The 23,008-nt window shown below is 38.2% G+C and carries 25 protein-coding genes; 21 read left to right on the plus strand and 4 right to left on the minus strand.

The window, feature by feature from the left end; translation table 11 throughout:
- The first annotated feature begins 18 nt into the window (after positions 1-18).
- The 9 genes from CCK98_RS08205 to CCK98_RS08240 all read left to right on the plus strand — a co-directional run bounded on the left by CCK98_RS08205 (position 19) and on the right by CCK98_RS08240 (position 7,523).
- Positions 19-1,002 (plus strand): D-glycerate dehydrogenase, encoded by a 984-nt coding sequence (locus CCK98_RS08205; RefSeq protein WP_088086130.1) that lies wholly within the window; start codon positions 19-21, stop codon positions 1,000-1,002.
- 245 nt (positions 1,003-1,247) lie between these two features.
- Positions 1,248-2,189 (plus strand): heme o synthase, encoded by a 942-nt coding sequence (cyoE, locus tag CCK98_RS08210; RefSeq protein WP_088086131.1) that lies wholly within the window; start codon positions 1,248-1,250, stop codon positions 2,187-2,189.
- Between the two features lie 217 nt (positions 2,190-2,406).
- Positions 2,407-2,556, plus strand: coding sequence for a cytochrome c oxidase subunit 2A (locus CCK98_RS34740; RefSeq protein WP_142292138.1), 150 nt, complete (start codon positions 2,407-2,409; stop codon positions 2,554-2,556).
- A gap of 15 nt (positions 2,557-2,571) precedes the next feature.
- Positions 2,572-3,039 carry a cytochrome c oxidase subunit II gene (locus tag CCK98_RS08215; RefSeq protein WP_088086132.1) on the plus strand — a complete coding sequence of 156 codons (468 nt, stop codon included), beginning with the start codon at positions 2,572-2,574 and terminating at the stop codon, positions 3,037-3,039.
- A 14-nt stretch (positions 3,040-3,053) separates the two neighbouring features.
- The gene (locus CCK98_RS08220) at positions 3,054-4,736 is read left to right on the plus strand and encodes a cbb3-type cytochrome c oxidase subunit I (protein ID WP_088086133.1); all 1,683 of its coding nucleotides are present in this window, start codon (positions 3,054-3,056) and stop codon (positions 4,734-4,736) included.
- 105 nt (positions 4,737-4,841) lie between these two features.
- Positions 4,842-5,474: an SCO family protein gene (locus CCK98_RS08225; RefSeq protein WP_088086134.1), complete on the plus strand. Its 633-nt coding sequence runs from the start codon at positions 4,842-4,844 to the stop codon at positions 5,472-5,474.
- Between the two features lie 2 nt (positions 5,475-5,476).
- Positions 5,477-6,034, plus strand: coding sequence for a hypothetical protein (locus tag CCK98_RS08230; RefSeq protein WP_179195742.1), 558 nt, complete (start codon positions 5,477-5,479; stop codon positions 6,032-6,034).
- A 173-nt stretch (positions 6,035-6,207) separates the two neighbouring features.
- Entirely contained in the window at positions 6,208-6,768 is a 561-nt protein-coding gene (locus tag CCK98_RS08235; RefSeq protein ID WP_373408526.1) for a LemA family protein, read from the plus strand.
- Positions 6,768-7,523 carry a YgcG family protein gene (locus tag CCK98_RS08240; RefSeq protein ID WP_088086136.1) on the plus strand — a complete coding sequence of 252 codons (756 nt, stop codon included), beginning with the start codon at positions 6,768-6,770 and terminating at the stop codon, positions 7,521-7,523. The genes CCK98_RS08235 and CCK98_RS08240 overlap by 1 nt, the downstream gene beginning before the upstream one ends.
- 85 nt (positions 7,524-7,608) lie before the next feature.
- Here CCK98_RS08240 and CCK98_RS08245 read toward each other — a convergent pair whose 3' ends face one another.
- Complete coding sequence (locus tag CCK98_RS08245) at positions 7,609-8,709, minus strand: AI-2E family transporter (protein WP_088086137.1); 1,101 nt, start codon at positions 8,707-8,709, stop codon at positions 7,609-7,611.
- A 364-nt stretch (positions 8,710-9,073) separates the two neighbouring features.
- Between CCK98_RS08245 and CCK98_RS08250 the strand changes: the two genes are divergently transcribed.
- From CCK98_RS08250 to CCK98_RS08275, 6 genes are all read left to right on the plus strand, one after another.
- Entirely contained in the window at positions 9,074-9,745 is a 672-nt protein-coding gene (locus CCK98_RS08250) for a Yip1 family protein (RefSeq protein ID WP_179195744.1), read from the plus strand.
- Positions 9,745-10,875 (plus strand): efflux RND transporter periplasmic adaptor subunit, encoded by a 1,131-nt coding sequence (locus CCK98_RS08255; protein WP_088086138.1) that lies wholly within the window; start codon positions 9,745-9,747, stop codon positions 10,873-10,875. The genes CCK98_RS08250 and CCK98_RS08255 overlap by 1 nt, the downstream gene beginning before the upstream one ends.
- Complete coding sequence (locus CCK98_RS08260; RefSeq protein ID WP_088086139.1) at positions 10,872-11,564, plus strand: ABC transporter ATP-binding protein; 693 nt, start codon at positions 10,872-10,874, stop codon at positions 11,562-11,564. The genes CCK98_RS08255 and CCK98_RS08260 overlap by 4 nt, the downstream gene beginning before the upstream one ends.
- A complete protein-coding gene (locus CCK98_RS08265) occupies positions 11,561-12,754 on the plus strand; it encodes an ABC transporter permease (protein ID WP_088086140.1) in 1,194 nt (397 codons plus the stop codon). Before CCK98_RS08260 ends, CCK98_RS08265 begins: the two co-directional genes overlap by 4 nt.
- A gap of 184 nt (positions 12,755-12,938) precedes the next feature.
- Positions 12,939-14,102 (plus strand): tryptophan synthase subunit beta, encoded by a 1,164-nt coding sequence (gene trpB / locus CCK98_RS08270; protein ID WP_088086141.1) that lies wholly within the window; start codon positions 12,939-12,941, stop codon positions 14,100-14,102.
- 168 nt (positions 14,103-14,270) lie between these two features.
- On the plus strand, positions 14,271-14,891 hold the full coding sequence (locus CCK98_RS08275) for a YitT family protein (RefSeq protein WP_088086142.1): 621 nt from the start codon (positions 14,271-14,273) through the stop codon (positions 14,889-14,891).
- A 206-nt stretch (positions 14,892-15,097) separates the two neighbouring features.
- On the opposite strand, the gene CCK98_RS08280 is transcribed toward CCK98_RS08275, so the two are convergent.
- Positions 15,098-15,901: an alpha/beta fold hydrolase gene (locus tag CCK98_RS08280; protein WP_088086143.1), complete on the minus strand. Its 804-nt coding sequence runs from the start codon at positions 15,899-15,901 to the stop codon at positions 15,098-15,100.
- 93 nt (positions 15,902-15,994) lie between these two features.
- A complete protein-coding gene (locus CCK98_RS08285; protein WP_256942538.1) occupies positions 15,995-16,765 on the minus strand; it encodes an alpha/beta fold hydrolase in 771 nt (256 codons plus the stop codon).
- A 253-nt stretch (positions 16,766-17,018) separates the two neighbouring features.
- Between CCK98_RS08285 and CCK98_RS08290 the strand changes: the two genes are divergently transcribed.
- The 6 genes from CCK98_RS08290 to CCK98_RS08315 are packed head-to-tail and all read left to right on the plus strand — an operon-like array spanning position 17,019 to position 21,859.
- Positions 17,019-18,251, plus strand: coding sequence for an AMP-binding protein (locus CCK98_RS08290; protein WP_088086145.1), 1,233 nt, complete (start codon positions 17,019-17,021; stop codon positions 18,249-18,251).
- 18 nt (positions 18,252-18,269) lie between these two features.
- Positions 18,270-19,049, plus strand: coding sequence for an SDR family oxidoreductase (locus CCK98_RS08295; protein WP_088086146.1), 780 nt, complete (start codon positions 18,270-18,272; stop codon positions 19,047-19,049).
- Between the two features lie 36 nt (positions 19,050-19,085).
- Complete coding sequence (locus CCK98_RS08300; RefSeq protein WP_088086147.1) at positions 19,086-19,568, plus strand: hypothetical protein; 483 nt, start codon at positions 19,086-19,088, stop codon at positions 19,566-19,568.
- Complete coding sequence (locus CCK98_RS08305; protein ID WP_088086148.1) at positions 19,552-20,175, plus strand: hypothetical protein; 624 nt, start codon at positions 19,552-19,554, stop codon at positions 20,173-20,175. Before CCK98_RS08300 ends, CCK98_RS08305 begins: the two co-directional genes overlap by 17 nt.
- Before the next feature lie 22 nt (positions 20,176-20,197).
- Positions 20,198-20,764 carry a polyhydroxyalkanoate biosynthesis repressor PhaR gene (locus CCK98_RS08310; protein WP_088086149.1) on the plus strand — a complete coding sequence of 189 codons (567 nt, stop codon included), beginning with the start codon at positions 20,198-20,200 and terminating at the stop codon, positions 20,762-20,764.
- Positions 20,765-20,785: 21 nt separating this feature from the next.
- On the plus strand, positions 20,786-21,859 hold the full coding sequence (locus tag CCK98_RS08315) for an alpha/beta fold hydrolase (RefSeq protein ID WP_088086150.1): 1,074 nt from the start codon (positions 20,786-20,788) through the stop codon (positions 21,857-21,859).
- 77 nt (positions 21,860-21,936) lie between these two features.
- Here CCK98_RS08315 and CCK98_RS08320 read toward each other — a convergent pair whose 3' ends face one another.
- Positions 21,937-22,716 (minus strand): alpha/beta fold hydrolase, encoded by a 780-nt coding sequence (locus CCK98_RS08320; protein ID WP_088086151.1) that lies wholly within the window; start codon positions 22,714-22,716, stop codon positions 21,937-21,939.
- Between the last annotated feature and the right edge of the window lie 292 nt (positions 22,717-23,008).

Below are 23,008 nucleotides of genomic sequence, written 5' to 3' on the forward strand. Positions count from 1 at the left end.
GAATGTGAGGAATCTTAGTTGAAACCAAAAGTTATTGTCTATAAAAAAGTCGATTCTACTGTTATAGAATATGTACGTGAAATTTGTGAAGTTATTTATTTTGAAAAATTAGATTCGGAGTCACTTCCTAGCTTTTATAAAGAATTAAAGGATGCTGAAGGGATTCTGGGCTCTGGACTAAAAGTGGATGAAAAGTTTTTAGAGCTTGCGCCTCAACTAAAAATTGTCAGCAATATCTCAGTTGGCTACGATAATTTAGATATTCCTGAAATAACTAAGCGAAAAATTATGGCTACTAATACTCCAGAGGTTTTAAATGATAGTGTTGCCGATACCATTTTTGGTTTATTACTAGCAACCGCTAGAAGAATGCCGGAATTAAATCAGATTGTAAAGTCAGGGAAGTGGACATCGCAAGTGGGTGAGAATCTGTATGGAGTGGATGTGCATCATAAGACATTGGGAATTATCGGAATGGGAGAGATTGGCTCAGCCATTGCCAAACGTGCGCATTTTGGCTTTGATATGCCCATTTTGTATCACAATCGCTCACGAAATTTAGAAGCCGAACAAACTTATCAAGCAACCTACTGTTCCCTTGAAGAAATTTGTCAGCACGCAGACTTCATTTGCTTAATGACACCACTAACACCAAAGACAGTTAAGCTAATTGGAGAAAAGGAATTTAAACTAATGAAGAAATCCGCCATTTTTGTTAATGGTTCGCGTGGAGCAACTGTGGATGAAGATGCCTTGGTTCAGGCCCTTCAAAATGGGGATATCTTAGCTGCAGGGTTAGATGTCTTCGCACAGGAACCAGTAAGTCCAGATCACCCACTTTTATCAATGGATAATGTAGTCACCCTGCCGCATATTGGGTCAGCTACCTACGAAACTCGATTGAAAATGGCCAAAGTTGCAGCGGAAAATCTAGTCCTTGGATTGCAGGGTAAACAGCCGCTTTCATTAATTAATCAAGATGTTTTAACCGAAGTTCACTAAATAAACAGGCGTGAAGAATCTTCTTAAACAAAGGATTCTCCACGCCTGTTTTATTAATCTACGATTAAAACATAGGGTATGGAGTTTTTGTAGAAAGGACAAAAGAATAATACTAGAAGTTCCAAATGGAAATATCCAACAGCCATTTCTAGGTGCCTGACACCGGATTTTGTGAGATAATCGAAATGTAGTATGATAGAATTAACTTTGGTTTGTTTGGAAGACTTCTTAGGAGAGGATATTAGATGACCAATAATGAGATACCTTCTCTACAGAAGGATGGAAAAGTTACGATATTGAATCAACGAAATACATCAAACATAATGAATGATCTAAAGTTACTTTTTAAAGCAAATGTATTAATCGCTAATGTTTTGCCTGTATTTGCAGGATTCTGGTTAGCCTTACATTTTACCAATGCTTCATTTACAGCCCACCTGGATTTATTTTTCTTAACAATTTTCGGAAGTACAATGGTAATGGCTGGGGCACTCGTGCTCAATAACTGGTACGATGTTGATATTGACACTGTAATGGATCGAACAAAGGGTCGTCCAACAGTAACGGGGAATATTTCTTTGAACGCAGTTTTAACAATAGGTATTGCTCTAAGTATATTAGGTCAAATCCTTTTACTCTTTACGACCGTTGAAGCGGCGATATACTCCTTTGTCGGATGGTTTACCTATGTTATTTTATATACCATGTGGTCAAAACGGCGGTATACAATTAATACAGTAATTGGAAGTGTTTCTGGTGCCGTTACACCTTTAATAGGATGGACAGCCATCGCACCTGGTTTTCAAAGAGTCCCATTGATCTTGTTTCTTATCTTGTTTATTTTTCAAATGCCGCATACCTTTGCGATTGCCGTAAAGAAATATAAAGAATATAAAGCAGCTGGAGTAGCCATGCTTCCCGTTGTTCGCGGATTGGCTGTGACTAAACGGCAAATGGTGATCTATATTGCTTGCTTATTTCCATTACCATTTTTTTTAACGATGCTTGGAAATACTTTTATAGTGGTTGCTACGTTGCTTAACGTTGGATGGTTGGTTGTGAGTATCAGCGGATTTTTTACTAAAGATGATTTAAAATGGGCACATGTGAATTTTCTATATTCCGTTAATTATATAACAATATTGTTTCTCTTGATGGTAATTGTTACATTGCCGGTATTTAGTTAGTCGAGATCAAATGAAACTCAAACTATAGATAAGTGAAAGCTGTTCCGAAAGTATGCAAGTTATTTGCAAACTAATGGAGTAGCTTTTTTGTGTTTGAAAAAAGGCAGTTCCTTTTGGGTGTTCACGAAAAAAGCTAAGCAAATGTGATACAGTTCACTTCGATGATAATCATTCCCATCTATTATTAAGGTATGAAATATAAGGGGGTTGATTTTCAGTGGGGGATACAAAAGTTAACAACAAAAAAAAGCATGGCGAAGGGCACGAGGCTCCATTAAAAGGAACATGGATTTATGTAGGATTGGTTGGGGTCGTAATTCTCGCTACGTATTTAATATTATATGGCCTTTATATGGCTAGAGTATAGGAGGGGATGACAGATATGAAAATGCATCTTGATGAAAAAATATGGCTTACCTTGAGTTTCGGTATGATCATGATATTCATGCTTATTACTGGCTATCAAGCATTTGCCTTGGAAATGGGACCACCGAGTAATAATGAACTAATTGATCCACAAAAGGTAGACCAAACAGCGCCATTCGATAAACCGGGTATTACCAAGGTTGGCGAAAATGAATATGAAGTAGTTATGACATTACAAGCTTTCAGTTTTAATCCAGGTAATATCAAAGTCCCTGCTGGATCGACAGTGCATTTTACATTAACCTCAAAAGATGTTGTCCATGGATTTGAAGTTGCAGGTACGAACCTAAATGCAATGGTCATGCCAGGACTTATTCAAAAAATCACTCAAAAATTTAATAAAGCGGGAACGTATTTAGTGTTATGTAATGAATATTGCGGTGCCGGTCACCAAATGATGAGTACAACAATTACGGTTAAATAAAGGGGGGAAGCAAAATGCAAACAGCAAAATCACAGACATTTAAAGATAAAGCAGGTAGAGTGATGGGAATCAGCAAGGAAGATGCCCTATTAACGAAATCATATATATTTGTAGCATTTATAGCATTACTTCTTGGCGGAATTCTTGGCCTTGTGCAGGGACTGAACCGTGCCGGAATTCTGGAATTACCATCATGGATAAACTATTATCAAGTTCTGACAGCACATGGTTTAATATTAGTTGTTGTATTAACTGCTTTCTTTACGATTGGTTATTTTTATGCCAGTCTTTCACATACTTTAGGGGGGATTCTTCCTAAAGTAAGAAAGATCGCTTGGATTGGCTTTGGATTGAAGATTGTCGGGTTTGTTTTAGCAGTAATTCCAATCATTATGGGTGATGCATCTGTAATGTATACTTTCTATCCGCCAATGGCAGCTGCACCAATGTTTTATATTGGTTTAGCATTAATTGTGGTTGGTGTTTGGATGTGTGCTTTCGGTGCCTTTATCCAAGTTGCGAATTGGAGAAAGAATAACAAAGGACAGCATGTACCAATCCTTGCTTATTTTGCTACTGGAGTATTTGTCCTATTATTTTTCGGTTCCATACCTGTAGCGATAGAAGTAATAGTTATGATTATTCCTTGGTCATTTGGCTGGGTCGAAACAATCAATGTTATGGTGGCACGTACACTATTTTGGGCCTTTGGACATACGTTAGTTAATATTTGGTATTTAACTGCTGTTTCCGCATGGTATGTCATTGTACCTAAAATTATTGGTGGAAAACGCTGGAGTGATACGTTAACCCGTGTTGTTATTATTGGCTTAGTAGTTATGAATATTACAGGTGGATTCCATCACCAAATTGTTGACCCAGGAATTGATCCAGCCGTTAAATTTATGCACGTATTTATGAGTTTGGCGATTGGATTCCCGTCCTTAATGACAGCATTCGCCATGTTTGCCGTTTTTGAACGTACAGCAAGAAAACAAGGTGGAAAAGGCTTAATCGGATGGTATAAAAAAATGCCATGGGGCGATGTTCGTTTCCTAGCTCCAATGATTGCGATGATTGCCTTTATACCTGCTGGTGCTGGTGGAATTGCTCAAAGCACTAACCAATTGGATCAGGTCGTTCATAATACGATGTGGATTGTTGGACATTTTCACTTAACGCTTGGCATGTCTGTAGTGATGACGTTCTTTGGCATTAGTTATTGGTTAGTTCCATATATTTCAAAACGTGTATTAACACCGCAAATAAATAAATTAGGTGTGATCCAAACTTGGATTTGGACAATAGGAATGATCTTTATGTCAGGTGCTATGCATTGGGTTGGATTACTTGGTTCCCCGCGTAGAACTTCTTTTACAACTTATGGAGACAATGCAACAGCATTAAGCTGGAGCCCATATTTAATGTGCTTAGCTGTTGGCGGCACCTTATTAATTATCGGTGTTATTCTTCAAGTGTATGCAGTAATGAATATGATGTTTTTTGCACCAAAGGGAGAAACAGAATTTCCTATTGCTGAGGAAGAAGATAATGCAACTAAAACTCCATATTGGACAGAGCGTTGGGGCCTTTGTGTTGTGATAATGCTATTAGTTGTTGCAATGGCCTATGTCATCCCATTAACTGAATTTATCGTTAATGCACCTCCGGGATCACCACCATTCAAAACTTGGTAATATATTATTAATTAAAAAAGAGATAGCTCGTTGGTTTGGGCTATCTCTTTATTCTTAATTTAGTCATATATAATTGCAAAATCAATAATTTGGGAAGTGATCTTCGTGATCAAAACTCGGCATAATACATTTGCGTGTTTGCTTGTTATCTTATTTGGGTGTGCGTTGTTCTATATAGGAACCGATGGATTCCGAGCATTTACGTCAGAAACGGCACGGGTCAATAAACTAATTGGCGATAAGCCCAAATTCCCAGAAGTAAACTTTGAGGATAGTAAGGGGCGGAATTATTCTATTTCTGAGTTTAAGGGCAAGTATGTATTTATTACCTTTCTTTATACGTCTTGTACAACAGTTTGCCCGCAATTAGAAATGAACATGTCTAAGGTTTACGATAAGATACCAAGCAAATATATGGGCAAAGATATTGAATTTTTAAGCATAAGTTTTGATCCTGTCAGGGATGATCCAGGTACATTAGAAAAATACCGAGGCTATTTTAATAGTGATGGAGAAACATGGAGGATGGCAAGAATACCAAATCAAGCTGAATTGGATTCGTTGTTAAAAGAATTTGGTGTTATTGTTATTCCTGACGGAAATGGAAGTTTTGCACATAATTCAGCTTTTTATTTAGTGGATAAAAATGGCAGTCTGCTTGATGTCTTAGACTATAAAAAGATTGCTGAAGCTGCTAATAAGCTTGTAGGTATTCTTAAGAAGGAAGCGGGGGAGTAATCTTGAAGCAATCAATCTATGGCTTATTGTTACTTCTTGCCTTAATACTTTCTCCTGTTGCAAATTTAATGGAATCAGTCATGGTTATTCACATGCATATGCAAATGCCTTTGTTAATTTTTACAGGATTTCTAATTGCACGATTTTTTCAACTGCGATTCCCTCACTTTTTTGAAAAATGGAATGGTAATGGTGTACCAGGAATTTTGTTGTTTGTTATCATAGTTGTTTACTGGACGCTGCCTCGTTCAATGGATGAAGCATTGAATGAACAAAGCATGGAACTATTTAAATTTGTCAGTTTACCATTACTAGCTGGTATACCACTAAGGGATAGCTGGAAAAAACTTCGCCCAATTGGGAAGGACATTACTTTTTACTTTTTTGCCATCTTGTTTTTTGGAATGGGCTGGTTGTACATTGACTCGCCAGTGCAATTATGTAATAACTACCTTGTAATCGAGCAAATCACGCTTGGTTGGGGATTTTTGACGACGGCAATCTGCATGGTGATTTATAAGGTTTATATCGCTTTTGTTGATCCATCGAAATATGAATAATTAAATACAGATGAGCCTAAGCCTATATGGATTAGGCTCTATTTTGTGAAAAGGCTAAAATATGAATGTAATTTTGGTGCTTTTTATAAATGATAACTGTTGGAAAAGGAAAAATTTTTGAAATTGAAATATACTATAAGGGAAGGGACGTGATGATTTTGAAAAAAGGTTATATGGTGATTGGAATAATTGTAGCAGTGATTGTTATTTTTGGTGCAATGTTAATTTCCAGCTATAACTCTTTTGTCAATTTAGAGGAAAATGTGGACCAGTCCTATTCTCAAATTGAAAACCAACTGCAAAGAAGGCTGGATTTAATTCCGAACTTAGTAAATACAGTGAAGGGTTTTGCTTCGCATGAAAAAGAAGTGATTGCATCAATCTCAGATGCACGTGCAAGACTAGCCGGTGCGAATACGCCGCAGGCACAAGCCACAGCAAACGCAGAACTTTCAGGTTCGTTAAGCCGTCTACTTGTAGTCGTAGAAAATTATCCCGATCTTAAAGCAAATCAGCAGTTTACCCAATTAATGGATGAACTTGCAGGAACAGAAAACAGAATAGCTGTCGCACGTAAAGATTATAATGATCAAGTGGCGGTGTACAATAAAAAAGTAAAAAGATTTCCTGGGGCAATTATTGCAGGTATAACTGGGTTTGATGAAAAAGAATATTTTAAAGCGGACCCTAGTGCCAAAGAGGCTCCAAAAGTTGACTTTGGGGACGATCAATAATGAAAACAAAACGGATCTTCAGCCTTTTGTTGGTGTTTATCACTTTTTTTCTCTGTGCTGTAAATGCACAAGCTGAGGATGTCCAAATTCCGGCACCTGTTGGAGACATTTACGTACAGGATTTTGCCAATGTATTAAACGAAACAGAAAGAGCAGAATTAATTAATTTAGGCAGGAACATTGAAGACCAAACAACGGCACAAATTGCAGTTTTGACAGTAGAAACAATAGGAGACCAAACGATAGAAGAGTTTGCAAATGAAGCTTTTCGGCAATATGGAATCGGAAATAAACAGGAAAACAACGGTGTATTGCTCGTCTTGTCTATGCAAGAACGCAAAGTAAGGATCGAAGTAGGCTATGGATTGGAAGGCAGAATTCCGGATGGAAAAGCAGGTCGAATTCTTGATGGATATGCCATTCCATTTTTAAAAAATCAACAGCCAAATCGAGCAATTGTTGAAACCTATAAAGCTCTAACAAAAGAAGTCCTCGCTGAGTATGGCAATGAAGGAGACGTAAGTAAACAGACTAAGGCAACCGGTGAAAAAGGATTGGGTATTCCTGGTTGGTTAATGGTCATTGTTATTATTGGCGTTGTGTTTTTAGATTTTAAGTTTTTTGGAGGAACGCTCACCTACCTTCTCTTATCTATAATCTCCAGAGGTGGAGGTAGAGGAGGCGGTGGTAGTGGTGGTTCTAGAGGGGGCGGAGGAGGTTCATCCGGTGGCGGTGGTGCAGGCCGAGGATGGTGATACCCTTGCCAGAAAATCGAAAAACTGTTAGGAGGCCTTTCTCCTAACAGTTTTTTATATTCTATTAATTTTTATTAATAAATTCTTATGGTTCGTCAGTTATCGTTGCCATTTTTCGAGCCCTTAGGAACTTTATTACATTTAAAACAATCGTTTTTACTACGGCATAGAACGGTACTGCCAACACCATCCCTAAGATCCCAGCTAAATTTCCTGCAGCGAGTAAAACAATAATAATTGTAGCTGGATGGGTATCCAATGATTTTCCAAGTATGAGCGGAGATAAGACATTGCCTTCAACCTGCTGAGCAATAACGATAATCACGATAACCAATAAGGCTTTGGTAGGTGAATCAAAAAGAGCTACAATCACAGCAGGGGCACCGCCGAGAATTGGCCCGACATAAGGAATTATGTTGGTAAACGCTACAATTAAGGCCATAACTAGCGCAAATGGCAAATCAATAATCAAGTATCCAACAAAAGCAAGAGTTCCTACTGACAGGGCTACAATGACTTGTCCCTGAATATAGGAGGAAAGTGTTTCACCAGTCTCTTTCAACATAATCAACCCGGCATCTCTATATGTTGCAGGGAGGAATTTAGTGAGGGCCTTAGGGAACTTATGTCCATCCTTAAACATGTAAAATAATAAAAAAGGAACGGTGGCTAAAATGACCGCAATATTAGCAAACACACCGAGTATATTTGTAATGCCACCGGTAACCCTATCCGGTAAGGTATTTGCGTAGGCAATCAGTTTTTGTTTACCTGTTTCCAAAAGGTCATTTTGCTCTTTCATGATCCATTTGAATTCAGAACTGCGTGATAGATTATCAAAATACTGCAAGGTCTTGTTAGCATAATCAGGAAGTGCATTCGCAAGGGCGGTGAATTGCTCTGTGATGGCAGGGACCAAGCTGCCAATCGCTAATACCAGAATGCCAATAAACACGATATAAATGATGAGGATGGCAAGAATTCTTGGCACTTTTTGACGCTGAAGAAAATTAACGATTGGATTTAGTAAGAAAAATAGAAATCCGGTAATAAGAATTGGGAAAAAAAGAGTAGAGAAAAAGATCCCAATCGGCATGAATAAAAATGAAATCTTTGTTGAAACAAAGATGATAGTTAAAATTAGTAGGATCTGGATTAACCCGTACTGGAATTTTCTTTTTGACATTATGTACCCCTTTTTCTTTGGTCTTTTAAACTTGGCTGTTGATTTCCACTCCAGGCGCTTCGCTTTCCGCGGGCGGCCCGGGAGCCTCCTCGGCGCTAAGCGCCTGCGGGGTCTCCCCTTCCCCGTCCTCCCACAGGAGTCTTCGCGCCTTCCGCTCCAATCAACCTGGCTATAAATTCAACAATGACCTTTAACACAGACTTTTCTTTTAATATAGCTAAAATTATATCAAAAACATGGAACAGAAGACAAATTATAGAATTTTTCATGGTGTCAGGCACCATGAAAAAAAATGAAACTTTCGCCTCATTTTATCGTATACTTAATAGAAATATTTTACATAAGTGGAATAGGGGTGTTAAACATGGAATTGCAAAAAGAAGTGAATTCTTTGAATGAGAATCCGAAGTTATTGGGAATGTTTACAAGTCCAGGTATGCAATTTGAGAGGATTAAGCAAAGCCCGAAGATATGGGTACCGCTTATTGTAATTAGTTTCCTCTATGTGATCGGAATGGCCTTTATGGCGCTATCTTTGGATGCGGATACTTTAATTGAACAGGGAGTGCCAAAAGACCAGATAGATTTGGTGTTAACCATTACCAAAGTAACCGTTATGGTAACAGGTATCATTACGCCTATTTTTGGTGTGTTAATCAGCAGTGCGATTCAATTAGCAATTGCAAGAATCGCTAGTTCAACGGTTTCTTTTAAACAATTATTTTCTATGAATACTTATATCATGATAATCGGTGCAGCAGGTCTAATTTTAAATATGGCAATTAGCTTTGCAATCGGTGGAAACCCAGAAATATATATTACTAGTTTAGCAGGGCTGTTGAATCAAGAAAAAGCAGGTGTCTTAGGTTCTATCGAGGTATTTGGGATTTGGTCAGTTGTATTAACTGCACTTGGACTGAATAAAACAGCACAATTTTCTAAAGGGCTTGCATGGACGATTGCAATTATATTCTTCCTAATTAGTATTGGCTTTGGTTTGATAGGAACTCTATTGCAAGGAGCGCCGAAGTTATAATGAAAAAGAAAACTTGGATCGCGCTAGGTGTAATTAGTTTGGTCATCATTATGATTTCTGTCAGTGTCTACCGGCAAGTTTTTGCAAAAGGACCTTCCGTTAAAACCGCAGAAATCAGCCAAGAGGAGATCTCCTCACTTTTGATGATTCCCGGTACCGTGAAACTTCCAGAGGAACAACTTGTGTATGCAACTCCTGATAAAGGGGAGATCAAGGAACTGCTAGTAAAAGAAGGTCAAACAGTAAAGAAAGGAACAGTCTTGGCCAAATTGCAGAACGCACAGCTCGAGCTTGAAATCGAGCAAAATAAATTATCGATCCAATCAGCTAACCTAAAAATAAGCCAAATAGATAAAAAAATAGAGCAGTTAGAAGAGAAAGAAAAAACGTTGAGTGAGCAGGTTGGAGTAGGTAAAAAAGAAGCGAAAAAACAGCTTGCCCCTGAATTTGAACAACTTGAGATGGAAAAAGAGTTAGCGAATATAGAACTAAAACAAACAGAGGTTCAAAAAGACCTGATTAGCAAACGCCAGGGTGACTTAGAGATTAAGAGTACAATGGATGGAATCGTTTTAGCATCAAAAAAGCCAGTATCATCTTCGATCGAAGCAGCAAACGATCCTATTATACATATTGGTAAGTTAGAAGGAATGACTGCATCGGGACTTTTGTCTGAATACGACACACTAAAAGTTAGTAGTGGACAAAAAGTGATTATCCGATCAGATGCAGTACCTGGAAAAGAGTGGCAGGGTGTAATTACCAAGACTGCTATTTTGCCAGAGCAGAACCAAACTAGTTTGCAAAATGGCACCCAGGCTGTACAGTATCCCGTAACAGTAAAAATTTCCGGTGATACCAAAACGTTAAAACCAGGTTTCCAAGTCATTATGGAGATTGAAACGGACAAAAAGACAGCGATGGTCCTGCCGCTCGATGCATTATTTGATGATGGAGATAAGCCATATGTGTATCTTGTAAAGGATGGCAAGGCTAATAAGCAGAATGTCAAAACTGGCATCACATCAGGAAAGAAAATTGAAATCCTTGAAGGTGTTTCAAAAGGAGACCAAGTCATCGTTAATGGACCCGACAATATTAAGGATGGGTTGGAAGTGACAATCAAATGATCCGGCTAGAATCCATCACAAGATCGTTTTTGCTTGGAAAAGAGAGCGTTCATGTCTTAAACGGTATCAGTCTCACGATTCGTAAAGGTGAATTTGCTGCCATTATGGGTCCATCAGGTTCTGGGAAATCAACCTTAATGAATATTATCGGCTGTTTGGATAAACCGACTGAGGGAGAGTATTACCTTGGCGGGGAAAATGTATCTCATTATAATGACAAAGAATTGGCGAGAGTTAGAAATCAATCGATTGGCTTTGTCTTTCAACAGTTCCATTTGCTGCCGCGCTTATCAGCTTTAAAAAATGTCGAACTGCCAATGATTTATGCTGGAATCTCAAAAAAAGAGCGACAGGCCCGTGCTGAAGAGGCACTAATAAAAGTAGGTCTTTCGGATCGAATGAACCATCTTCCCAATTCCCTATCTGGGGGACAAAAGCAACGTGTAGCTATTGCGCGAGCAATTGTCAATACACCAAAGTTGATTTTAGCGGATGAGCCCACGGGTGCTCTTGATTCGAAGACAAGCAAGGACATTATGGAACAATTTAAGGAACTTAATGAGGAAGGTGTAACCATTATCGTCGTTACCCATGAATCAGAAGTGGCGGAATACGCGAACCGAACGATTATGGTTAGAGATGGAATGATTCAATCGCCTTCTATGGGTGTTAGGGGGCCGGCCCTATGAGTTTTATGGAAAATCTTTTTATGGCTTTAAGCTCACTTAAAGCCCATAAGATGCGAAGCATTCTTACGATGCTTGGAATTATTATTGGTGTGGGTGCTGTCATAATCGTGGTAGCAATCGGACAGGGCGGAGAGGCGATGCTCAAATCACAGATTACTGGTCCAGGGAATACTATTGAGATATTTTATCAGCCTTCTGATGAAGAAATGCGCGCAAACCCTAATGTATTTCAGCAAGCTCCCTTCAAACAGGATGATATCAGGGCGCTTGAACAAATTCCGGAAATTAATCGTGTGGTTGCATCAAGCACAAAATTGTCTACTTTTCGATTTCAAAAGGAAACAGGCGATGTGACTACCACCGGTATAAATCAAGCTTATATCCATTTAAATGAGTTGAAAGTAGCAGAGGGAAGAAATTTTTCAGCTTCTGATTTTCTGGGCGGGCGCCGTGTGGGGTTAGTCAGTAACAAATTGCAGGAGGAATTATTTAAAGGGAAAAATCCCGTCGGAGATATTGTTACGGTAGCCAATCAACCAATTGAAATCATTGGGGTTTTAGAAAAACCAACCGGCCTTTTTTCCTTTGGTTCAATGGAAGTTTATCTACCTTTCCAAACATGGAAAACTATATACGGAAGCAGCGATTTTACTCAAGTAACCCTTCAAGCAGAGTCTGCTGAGCAATTGCAGGTTGCAGGTAAAAAGGCTGCTAAGCTTTTGAATAATCTGCATAATACGGAAAAGTCTTATCAGGTTATCAATATGGAGGAAATCGCTCAAGGAGTAGGGCAAATTACAAAAATCATGACCTTAATTATCGGGAGTATTGCCGGTATCTCTTTATTTGTTGGCGGGATTGGTGTTATGAATATCATGCTTGTTTCGGTGACAGAAAGAACAAGGGAAATAGGAATCCGCATGGCATTAGGTGCAACTCGAGGCCAAGTATTGACCCAATTTTTAATAGAATCTATGACACTAACCTTTATTGGCGGCATCCTTGGAATATTACTAGGCTGGGGAACGTCAACTATAGTGAGTTTCTTTGCTGGCTGGCCATCCTTGGTGTCTTGGCAAGTAGTGTTAGGCGGCGTGTTGTTTTCGATGGTAATTGGTGTTGTGTTTGGACTGCTTCCAGCAAATAAAGCTTCCAAACTTGACCCGATTGACTCATTGAGATATGAGTAAAGTATATTTTAAGTAATCTAGTTAATAAAGTCTACACGCTGTGTAGGCTTTTTCTATGTATTGCTATATAGTTAAATGTTTGCAGAAAATGCAGTGTATGATAAAATAATTATAGGAATATTCAGTTAATATAATTAAATTGTGGCTGAGCTAGAATAATATATTAGAAGGAGTCGAGCAGAGCATGGAGAAAGTGAGTTTAGAGAATAAAGGCTATTTTGGAGAGTTCGGCGGAAGTTTTGTACCAGAGGATTTACAACTAGTAATGAACGAATTAGAGGAGCAATTTTTCCGTTATAAAGATGATCCGGAATTTATTGAGGAATTCAAATATTACCTAAAAGAATATGTAGGTAGAGAGAATCCGTTAACATTCGCTGAAAATTTAACCAAGCAAAATCAAGGGGCAAAAATTTATCTGAAAAGAGAAGATTTGAATCATACAGGGGCACACAAAATTAATAATGCAATTGGTCAGATTCTTTTAGCAAAACGAATGGGTGCAAAGCGAATTATTGCTGAAACGGGTGCAGGCCAGCACGGTGTGGCAACTGCAACCGCATGTGCCATGTTTGGGATGGAATGTATTATTTATATGGGTAAATTGGATACGGAACGCCAAGCGCTCAACGTCTTTCGAATGGAATTATTAGGAGCCAAAGTTGTACCTGTTGATAAAGGGCAGGGCCGCTTAAAGGATGCCGTCGATGAAGCCTTGGGCGACTTGGTGCAAAACTATAAAAATACCTTCTATCTATTAGGTTCGGCCGTGGGTCCTCATCCTTATCCAACAATGGTCAAACACTTCCAAGCAATTATCAGCGAAGAATCGAAACGTCAGATCCTTGAAAAAGAAGGCAGGCTTCCAACAGCTGTAATTGCCTGTGCAGGAGGCGGGAGCAATGCCATTGGTGCCTTTGCCCATTATATTGACGAAAATGATGTGCGCTTAATTGGAGTTGAACCAGCTGAGGCACCGACGATGACTGAAGGGGTCCCAGCTGTGATCCATGGCTTTAGATGTTTAACGTTACTTGATGAGAATGGCGAGCCTAAACCAACGTATTCGATTGCAGCAGGACTTGATTATCCTGGTGTCGGTCCTGAGCATAGCCATTTGAAAACCAGCGGGCGAGCCGAATATGTAACCGTAACCGGGCAAGAAGCACTCGAGGCGTTTCAAGTATTAAGCAAGACTGAAGGCATTATTCCTGCGTTAGAAAGTTCTCATGCTGTAGCATACGCCATTAAGTTGGCAAAAGAGTTGGCAAACGACGATGTGCTGATTGTTAACTTATCAGGCCGTGGCGATAAAGATGTGGAGCAAGTATTTAAGATGTTAAAATAATTTAGCAGCATTAAAATATTGACCTAAAAAAGAGTCGCTAGTAACAAATGTGAATTTGTTGCAGCGGCTCTTTTTTTATTCATTTGAGCTATAAAGAATTTTTCTCTATAAATTGAATATAATTTTAGAACACATGTGACCGTACTTTGGATTCAAAAGGGGACAAGTATGTATAGGAAAAAAATAAAATTCTATATTGATTTTAGCAGGGCAGGTGGGTTCCCTTTTTATCAGCGGGTTTTTATTATTTTCTTGGGGGCATCTCTGGTCGCTATTTCCTTGCAATTATTTTTGGTAGAAAATCATATTATTGACGGGGGGATTATTGGAATAAGCATCCTTCTTTCACATATTACAAGTCAAGAAATAGGATTGTTTTTGTTGATATTAAATACTCCTTTTTTCCTAATTGCCTATCGATTTCTGGGTAGAAGATTTCTCATGCTAAGCCTATTTGCTATTCTTGTCCTATCAATTGAAACCTATTTATTAGAACCGTTTCCTGTCATAACTGATAGCCCGATCGTGGTGATTGTCCTTGGAGGTATTAGTTTAGGACTCGGAGTTGGAATAACCATTCGGTTTGGCGGATGTTTTGATGGGACAGAGGTGTTGGCCATTCTGTTTAGTAAACGTTCCTCTTTTTCAATAGGGCAAATTATTCTGTTATTTAATATACTCATATTTGGAAGTTCCATTTTCATATTTGGTCCTAAAGAGGCATTTTACTCTTTAGCAACCTTTCTCATAGCCTATAAGACTATTGATATTTCTATTCAGGCTCATTAATTTAAAAAGTTTAAAGTTTTTCCTTGGTGTTTACTTGTTATAAATGACGATTTCGATTTTCTCAGTAGGTAAATTGCTAAGAAGAGTGCTTAGAGATGAAGAGATTGCGAAGGTAAAAGCTTAATTGAGAGTAAGAAAAGCTTATCTTACTATACGAAAATGCCCGGTCACCTATGTGATCGGGCATTTTTTAGGTAACTAGAGAGCTATTGTTTCTTTAAAAATTCTAACACTCTTTCATTCACTAAGTCATTGGCATCGGTTACATAGATATGACCTGCACCTTGTATAGTCAAAAATTCAGCATTCGGAATTTTTTCTGCTAATGTTACCCCATTTTGGTATGGGACCAATTTATCTTCGTCCCCATGGATCACCAATGTAGGAACCTTGATTTGGTCAATCTCGCTGTAAGTATCATGGGCTAAGCAGGCCTGGAGCTGAAGTATATATGCATAGGGAAGAACAGGTATCTCTATTCTTTTTTGGATGTCCTCTGCAACTAATTCCCGCTGATTTTCGATAAATGCTTGACTGTAAAGGATTGGAGCCGAGGCCCATGCCATTTCTTCTGGTGTTGCAATAGAGGAGCCCCTTGAGAGCATTAACATTGAGACATCGGCACTAGGTTGTACATGATTTACTCCGCCTGAGGTTGTACAACCTAGAACAAGCGAACGGACCCGTGTGGGATACATAAGTGCTAATCTTTGTGCAATCATCCCACCCATGGATATGCCATATACATGAGCTGAGTCAACACCGGCAGCATCCAAGACACACCTTGCATCTTCTGCCATTTTCTCGATGGAGTAGGGAGTATCTGGTTTGTCGCTGTGACCTGTACCGCGATTATCAAAAATAATTACCTTAAAATGCTCGCTTAAAGCAGGTAGAGTTCTAAACCAAGATTTTGAATTTAGTGACAACCCCATAATTAATAGTAAGGGTTCACCCTCACCATGAATCTCATAATAAAGATTAATTCCATTCCCGTTGGTTATTGGCATTCTAAAAAACTCCTCCTTTTCATAGATAACGGTAAATTATATGATAATGTGCAATAGTAAAGAACATAGAAGAGGGGAGGAATCATCCTCCCCTTAACTTACTTTTGAGTGTTTTTTCAAAAAGTTGCGAAGAATCCTGTTAAAGGAATCCTTTTGCTCTAACTTTGCAATATGACCAGTATTCCTTATAATGACAAATTCAGAGTGTCGGATTTTTTTATGCATTAAAAGTTGCATCCATACAGGAATTACTGAATCATATTGCGACCCCATGATTAACGTAGGGACTTTAATTTTAGGAAGTAAATTTAAATTGTTGACTTCTAGACAGGCTTTAACTGATTTAAGAAAGACCTCATGGTTTGGTTTGTAAAATTTTTGAAAGTCTTCATAAATTTTTCCTTTCCATGAATTAAGTGAAATACGTGCAGCTATGTCTTTTGGAAGACTAGGATTCATTGAAAGTGAACGAACTCTCCGATAGTTTACTATGAGCCTTGCCACAGATTTTGGAACAAAATGAAATGTACTCACTAGCATTAAGGATCGACACATTTGAGGTGCTTGACGATAAATTTCTTGCGCAACCATACCTCCCATTGATAAGCCACAGATATGAGCGCTTTCAATATGAAGTTCCTTCAATAAGTTGACAATATCACGAGCAAAGTGTGGGATAGATATTTTTTCATTAGTAATGTACTCACCATGTCCACGTAAATCAGGAATAATCAAGTCATACTGATCCGCAAATTCAAACTGATTGTTCCAGCCCTCCTTTACCTCCCCAAGACCATGAATAAAGACCAAAGGTTCACCTTCACCAAAACGTAAGTAAGGAATTTTAGAGCAACTAATAGACACTTCACTCAAATTTAACCCCTCCTATTGCTTTTTATCATAAATGGGGTTGCCACTATTTGTAAAGTGACAATTTTATAAAATTCAGAATAATACAAATGTACTATTTTAACCTGTCCTCCCTTGGTGGACAGGTGTATTTATTTGGTGCCTGACACCACACTAGGAAAATTCTAAATATAAGTGGAATTATTATAGGAGAATACTACTTTTTATTTTTGAGGTTCATTTGGACGTCTTGAGGGTAGTAGGTTTTATGTTTTGGTTTTACATATTTCACCATTTGGACAGTGAGGTAATCGTTGTCAGTTTCGGTGAAGATAGAATAGACCTTGCTGAAGGCGATCATTATTTTGATGAATTCCTGCATAAGAAAGTAAATATTCCAGAGGTTGAGATTAATCATTATGAGGACGTAGCACTTTTACAATACACAGGAGGAACGACTGGTGTTTCTAAAGGTGTTATGCTTACCCATTATAATATTTTATCCAATGTCACCCAAGTTTGTGATTTTAGCTATCGACCATGTAAAAATTTACCGGATGATTTGAAGATGATTACGGTTCTGCCAATGTTCCATGTTTATGGACTCTCTAGCATTGCGCTATGCGGTATTAGGGAAGGGGCAAATCAAATCGTTTTACCTCGCTTTGATTCTAAAGAAATCATGGAAACCGTAATGCGTGAAAAACCATTTCAAATGTCAGCTGTTCCAACCATGTTTACTGCATTAAACAGTCAATCAGGTTTAGAAGAAAGCGGATTTAATGATTTATACTACATAAGCTTCGGTGGAGCACCGCTGCCCGTTGAAACTGTAAAAGCCTTCGAGAAGAAAACAGGTGCAATGCTTTATAATGGCTATGGTCTTTCCGAGTCAGCTCCAACCGCCATTTTTAGTCCACCATTCGTCCCGAGAAAATATGGAAGTGTTGGAATTCCTGTCCAAAGTACGGTCGCAAGAATAGTTCTTGAAACGGATGACGGATATGTCGAGGCACCAGTTGGAGAAGAAGGTGAATTAATTATCCAAGGTCCGCAGGTGATGAAAGGCTATTGGAACCGCCCAGAAGAAACAGCCAAAGTATTAAAGGATGGCTGGCTGTTTACAGGTGATATCGCAAAAATGGATGAAGACGGCTATTTTTATATTGTAGACCGGAAGAAGGATATGATTATTGCAAGCGGATACAATGTTTATCCTAGTGAAATCGAGGAAGTGCTTCATCATCTAGAAGCTATCGAAGAGGTGCTAGTCATTGGTGTCCCAGACTTATACCGCGGTGAAACCGTAAAGGCATTTGTCAAATTGAAAGAGGGATATACTATTTCCGCTGAGGATATCAAACAATTTGGTAAGGAAAACCTTGCCCCTTATAAGGCACCAAAACTAGTAGAAATACTTGAGGAGCTTCCAAAATCATCTGTCGGAAAACTCCTTAGAAGAGTATTAAGAGACCAGGAGAAATCAGGGGTTAAAGCTTAATAGAGAGGGAGAAAATCGATGAATAATCAAGAACTTTTCAGTTTAAAAGGGAAAACGGCTATTATCACTGGCGGCGGAAGAGGCTTAGGACAGCAAATCGCGGTCGCATATGCGGAAGCAGGAGCAAATGTGGTGATTTGTTCGCGTAATCTTGAAGCCTGTCAGCAATTTAGTGAAGCCCTCAAAGAAAAGGGGGTTCGCACGCTTGCATTAAAATGTGATGTATCCAATCCAAACGAAATCCAAGCTGTCGTCGACGAAACCATGAAGGAATTTGGACGGATTGATATTTTGGTTAATAACAGTGGTAGCAGCTGGGGAGCACCTGCATTAGAGATGCCTGCCGATAAATGGGATAAGGTAATGGATATTAACCTTAAGGCGGTGTTCCTATTTTCCCAAGCCGTTGGAAAAATAATGGTGGAGCAAAAGGCTGGTAAGATTATCAACATTGCATCAATTGCTGGCATGGGCGGTCAAGATCCATTAGTAATGGATGCGATTGGTTATGCTGCAAGCAAAGGCGCAGTCATTACATTAACGAAAGATTTAGCCGTTAAATTAGCACCATTTAATGTTCATGTGAATGCAATTGCCCCTGGATTTTTCCCGACTAAAATGGCTAAAACCATTTTGGACTATTCAGGTGAAAAAATACTTGAGAGAACACCAGCAGGCCGTTTTGGTTCTGATGATGATATGAAAGGACCTGCACTTTTCTTAGCTTCGGATGCTTCTAACTATGTTTATGGTCATGTACTTGTCGTTGACGGGGGCACGACTGCCAGTGTACAGTAAAAGGTAGATACTGACAGGCAGTTAAGAGGGGTATAAATGAAGTACACCCATCAAGAAATGGATGCTTTTTATAAAAAGCTTGAAAAAAAATGGAATGAACAAATCCATGCCCATACCAACAAACGCAGCTTTACTTTGGCTTTTGGGAGGGCATTGGAAGTACATGTGAAACAGATAAGAATTCACAAAAGGTTAACAACTAGGTGGTTAAAGCATTTAGACCTTCCGAATAAGGATGAAATAAGTGCTATTTCTGTAAGAATCGTAGATTATGAGGAAAAATTAGATTTTTTTGATGATGCGATCTACGAGATTAAACAAAGCCAGTTGAAGAATAATGCCCAGTTAAGAATGGTTCGGAAGTCATGTGAAGCCCTACTATCCGTTTTAGAAAAGGAAGTAAAGGATATCCACGACTGCAAGATAAAAAGCCTAGAATCAGAGCTTTTAGAATTAAAACAATTTTTTTTTACAAATCATTTAAATTTGGAGGAGAATAACAATGACGAAAAAAATTGAAACTGTACTAGAAGTTGAAAACCAAGAAACTGTGGTAGATGGGGAAAAGGATTTAACAAGTCTAGACCTTGTATGGAAACTTGGCTTTAATGAATTGGATGCCTGGGCAGAGCGCTTTAACAAACAGGATGAACTTTTCTTAGAGACTGTAAAGAACTATGTGGAAAAGCTTAAACAGAATCAGGAAAATGCAATCACGATTGCTGCTCAATTTGGCATGGAACTTAAAAAGTGGGAGAAAGCAGCACGCGAAGAATTACTTGTGACCACAACTTCACTACAGAACTTTTTTCCAGTGAAATCCTATGAAGAAATTAACCAAGTAGTAGATGACATTCAAAATAAAACTGCAAATCTATTATTAACACCTACTCAAGCGTTAATAACTGGTCAATTGGAAGCACTAGATAAATATGTGGAAACAGTTGAACAATATATTGCTTATCGAAAAAATGGCAGAGAAAAATATATTGAGAGTGTAAAGAAAACTAGCAATGTTTTATTTGAAAATCAAAAAGTATTTGTGAACATGTTGACTAAACAAGTCAAAACAGCGATGCTGCCATTTCAAAATTATATGAAGGACGTAACCGAGCAACCTAAATAATAACAATATAGGAGTGTAAGTAATGTCAGGTAAAAAACCTTACGATCCATATGAATCCCTTCATAAGTTAAGTTTATTGTGGGAAAAACAGATTAATGATTTTATCTATCTGTTGACTGATAACAAAGATTTCGTGAAAACGTCCAAATTTGGGACTGAAATTAATTCCCGTTTTCTGGAGGAATTAAAAAAGAATCAAGAAGCACTTGCTGGTGTACTAAATTTGCCTACTAAAAATGATGTCTCTAATGTTGCGACTTTAACGATCCAAGCGGAAGAGAAAATTGAAGCACTTGAGGAACAAATTTGGGAACTGCAAGATTCCATGAAGACGCAAAGCAAAGAGATTGAGAGTGTTGTAGAAATTTCCAAAGAAATTATTAAACTGACTAAGCAGCTTAAAACGGAATTAGTAAAAACGAAAAAAGAGCAGACAGACACAAAAAAATTACACGCCGAACTTCAAGAAATGAAGTTTGAAATCATGAAATTAACAAATTTTAAAGAAGAATTTGAGACTTTAAAGGGTCTTATTCTTAAAGACAGAAGTACGGAACAAGAGTTAACTGGATCAGGCTCATCCAAATAAAAATGAAACGGAGGTATGACATTGTCAACTGAAACACCATTAAAGGGGTTCATTCCCGAATTGGATTATCAGAAAGAAATGGAACGTTGGGCTAATGTCTATAAGATTTTGAGTGAACCTGAGCCTAAGACAGGTCAGACTCCAAGAACTGAAGTATGGAAAAAAAATAAATCAGTTTTATGGTATTATCCTGCAAAACAGAAGAAGTATGAGATTCCGTTGTTTTTCGTGTATTCGTTATTTAATAAACCCTACATTTTAGATATAGACCCAAAGACAAGTGTTATTAAGAACCTAACCGACATGGGCTATGATGTGTATTTATTGGATTGGGGTACACCAGGCTATGAAGATAAAAAAATCGGTCTTGACACCTATATCGAGAAATATTTAAAAACAGCGGTGAAACGGGCTGTACGCCATTCAGGAGTAGAAGAAATTACATTATTTGGCTACTGTTTAGGCGGGACGATTGCCGCAATCTATGCATCGATTGCGGAAGAACCAATAAAAAATTTAATTGTTGCAACCGTACCAATTGATTTCTCTACATTTATCGGGCCAGATAAATGGGCTGAGGGCCTCAAAGAGGGAGATTTTAACATCGATCATTTCCTTGATGTTTATGGGGTTGTTCCACCAAAATATGTTGAAATGATGTTTAGAGCGGTTGGATCACCAATTTATTTTACTAACTATACGATGCTTTTAAATCGAGTCCACGATCAGCGGTATGTGGATAAGTGGCGTCGAATGAATAAGTGGACTCTTGATCAGGTTCCTTTTACCGGTGAGGCTTGTAAACAATTAGGAAATGACCTGATTAAAGATAACAAGCTGGTTAAAGGGGAATTTGTAGTTGGAAATAAAAAGGCAGATTTACGTAATATTGATGCCAATCTATTTGTAATCTCTGGCTCTAGAGACAATTTAGTTCTCGAAGAACAAAGTAAGCCAATTATGGATTTAGTATCTAGTAAGGATAAAACGTATCTTTGCGTTGAATCAGGCCATGTTGGACTTGCATTATCTGGCTTATTTGCGGGAATTGTTGATCAATGGGCATCCAGTCGCTCAAATCCGCTTTCAAAATGATTGCGTAATAAAGTTTGGTACAAGGAAATATATAATAAGTGTAGGCAATGTAGAAGAGGAAGGAGAATCCTTCCTCTCTAACTTGCCGTTTTATGTTTGTTCAAAAATGTCCGTAGAACTTGGTTAAATTCATCTTTCGCCTCTAACTTTACAATATGGCCAGTATTCCTGAAAATAACAAATTCTGAATGGCGAATTTGTTTATGCATCATGCATTGAATCCATATAGGGGTTACGGAATCATACTGCCCGCCAATAATTAAGGTTGGAACTTTTATCTTAGGGAGTAAAGTTAAATTATTTACTTTTAGACATGCCTCCATTGCTTTAAAGAAAAATTCTTTGTTAGGCTTGTAAAATTTTGAAAAGTTTTCGAGATTTTCCTTTGACCAAGAATAGAGGCAGACCTTTGCTGAACTTTCTGTTATAGCCTCGAGAGCTTTATTTTCTGCACGTAATTTCCTGAATTTTATAAAAAGTTTGCCTAGTTCTCTTGGAGCATAATGTAAAGTGCTTACAAGCATTAAGGAACGGCACATTTCAGGTGCTTGACGATATATTTCTTGCGCTACCACTCCACCCATAGACAATCCACAAATGTGTGCGCTTTCAAATCCAAGCCCTTTCACTAAACTGATTACATCACGAGCAAAGTTTTCTATCGATATCTCCCCAGGTGAAATATACTCTCCATGTCCGCGTAAATCAGGGATAATTAAGTCGAACTGGTTAGCGAATTCAAACTGATGTGACCAACCCTCCTTCACCTCACCAAGACCGTGAATAAAGACTAACGGCTCACCGGCGCCAAGACGCAAATAAGGAATCTCGGAGTAACTATTGAATATTTTACTCAACCTACATTCCTCCTAGTTGTTTTATACAACTTATGTTCCCAATATTTGAACGGTGTATACATAAATACTTCTGATTATTTTATTATATAATTGCTTGTGGGAAAATATTACATATGGGTGTAATACACATATAAAGGTACACGTAGTCTTTTTATCCTTTAAAGTGAGAAAACAAGAGGAAGGAATGCAGATGGTAACTAAAATGAAAAAATGTTGTCAGGTTTAAAGGAGTAAAGTTTTTAGCTAAAATGAATCCTGTAAGGGAGAAAAACTAGGCTGCTTTGAGTTATGA

Source organism: Bacillus sp. OV166 (assembly GCF_900177675.1).
Taxonomy (GTDB): Bacteria; Bacillota; Bacilli; order Bacillales; family Cytobacillaceae; genus Neobacillus.

What these genes read in the sequence shown, in the direction of transcription:
- CCK98_RS08265 (WP_088086140.1), top strand. Translation starts at nt 11,561, where the DNA reads ATGAGTTTTATGGAAAATCTTTTTATGGCTTTAAGCTCACTTAAAGCC.
- CCK98_RS08275 (WP_088086142.1), top strand. Translation starts at nt 14,271, where the DNA reads ATGTATAGGAAAAAAATAAAATTCTATATTGATTTTAGCAGGGCAGGT.
- CCK98_RS08235 (WP_373408526.1), top strand. Translation starts at nt 6,208, where the DNA reads ATGGTGATTGGAATAATTGTAGCAGTGATTGTTATTTTTGGTGCAATG.
- trpB (WP_088086141.1), top strand. Translation starts at nt 12,939, where the DNA reads ATGGAGAAAGTGAGTTTAGAGAATAAAGGCTATTTTGGAGAGTTCGGC.
- CCK98_RS08255 (WP_088086138.1), top strand. Translation starts at nt 9,745, where the DNA reads ATGAAAAAGAAAACTTGGATCGCGCTAGGTGTAATTAGTTTGGTCATC.
- CCK98_RS08245 (WP_088086137.1), bottom strand. Translation starts at nt 8,709, where the DNA reads ATGTCAAAAAGAAAATTCCAGTACGGGTTAATCCAGATCCTACTAATT.
- CCK98_RS08260 (WP_088086139.1), top strand. Translation starts at nt 10,872, where the DNA reads ATGATCCGGCTAGAATCCATCACAAGATCGTTTTTGCTTGGAAAAGAG.
- CCK98_RS08240 (WP_088086136.1), top strand. Translation starts at nt 6,768, where the DNA reads ATGAAAACAAAACGGATCTTCAGCCTTTTGTTGGTGTTTATCACTTTT.
- CCK98_RS08215 (WP_088086132.1), top strand. Translation starts at nt 2,572, where the DNA reads ATGAAAATGCATCTTGATGAAAAAATATGGCTTACCTTGAGTTTCGGT.
- CCK98_RS08310 (WP_088086149.1), top strand. Translation starts at nt 20,198, where the DNA reads ATGTCAGGTAAAAAACCTTACGATCCATATGAATCCCTTCATAAGTTA.
- CCK98_RS08220 (WP_088086133.1), top strand. Translation starts at nt 3,054, where the DNA reads ATGCAAACAGCAAAATCACAGACATTTAAAGATAAAGCAGGTAGAGTG.
- CCK98_RS08290 (WP_088086145.1), top strand. Translation starts at nt 17,019, where the DNA reads ATGTTTTGGTTTTACATATTTCACCATTTGGACAGTGAGGTAATCGTT.
- CCK98_RS08295 (WP_088086146.1), top strand. Translation starts at nt 18,270, where the DNA reads ATGAATAATCAAGAACTTTTCAGTTTAAAAGGGAAAACGGCTATTATC.
- CCK98_RS08250 (WP_179195744.1), top strand. Translation starts at nt 9,074, where the DNA reads ATGGAATTGCAAAAAGAAGTGAATTCTTTGAATGAGAATCCGAAGTTA.
- CCK98_RS08280 (WP_088086143.1), bottom strand. Translation starts at nt 15,901, where the DNA reads ATGCCAATAACCAACGGGAATGGAATTAATCTTTATTATGAGATTCAT.
- cyoE (WP_088086131.1), top strand. Translation starts at nt 1,248, where the DNA reads ATGACCAATAATGAGATACCTTCTCTACAGAAGGATGGAAAAGTTACG.
- CCK98_RS08300 (WP_088086147.1), top strand. Translation starts at nt 19,086, where the DNA reads ATGAAGTACACCCATCAAGAAATGGATGCTTTTTATAAAAAGCTTGAA.
- CCK98_RS08305 (WP_088086148.1), top strand. Translation starts at nt 19,552, where the DNA reads ATGACGAAAAAAATTGAAACTGTACTAGAAGTTGAAAACCAAGAAACT.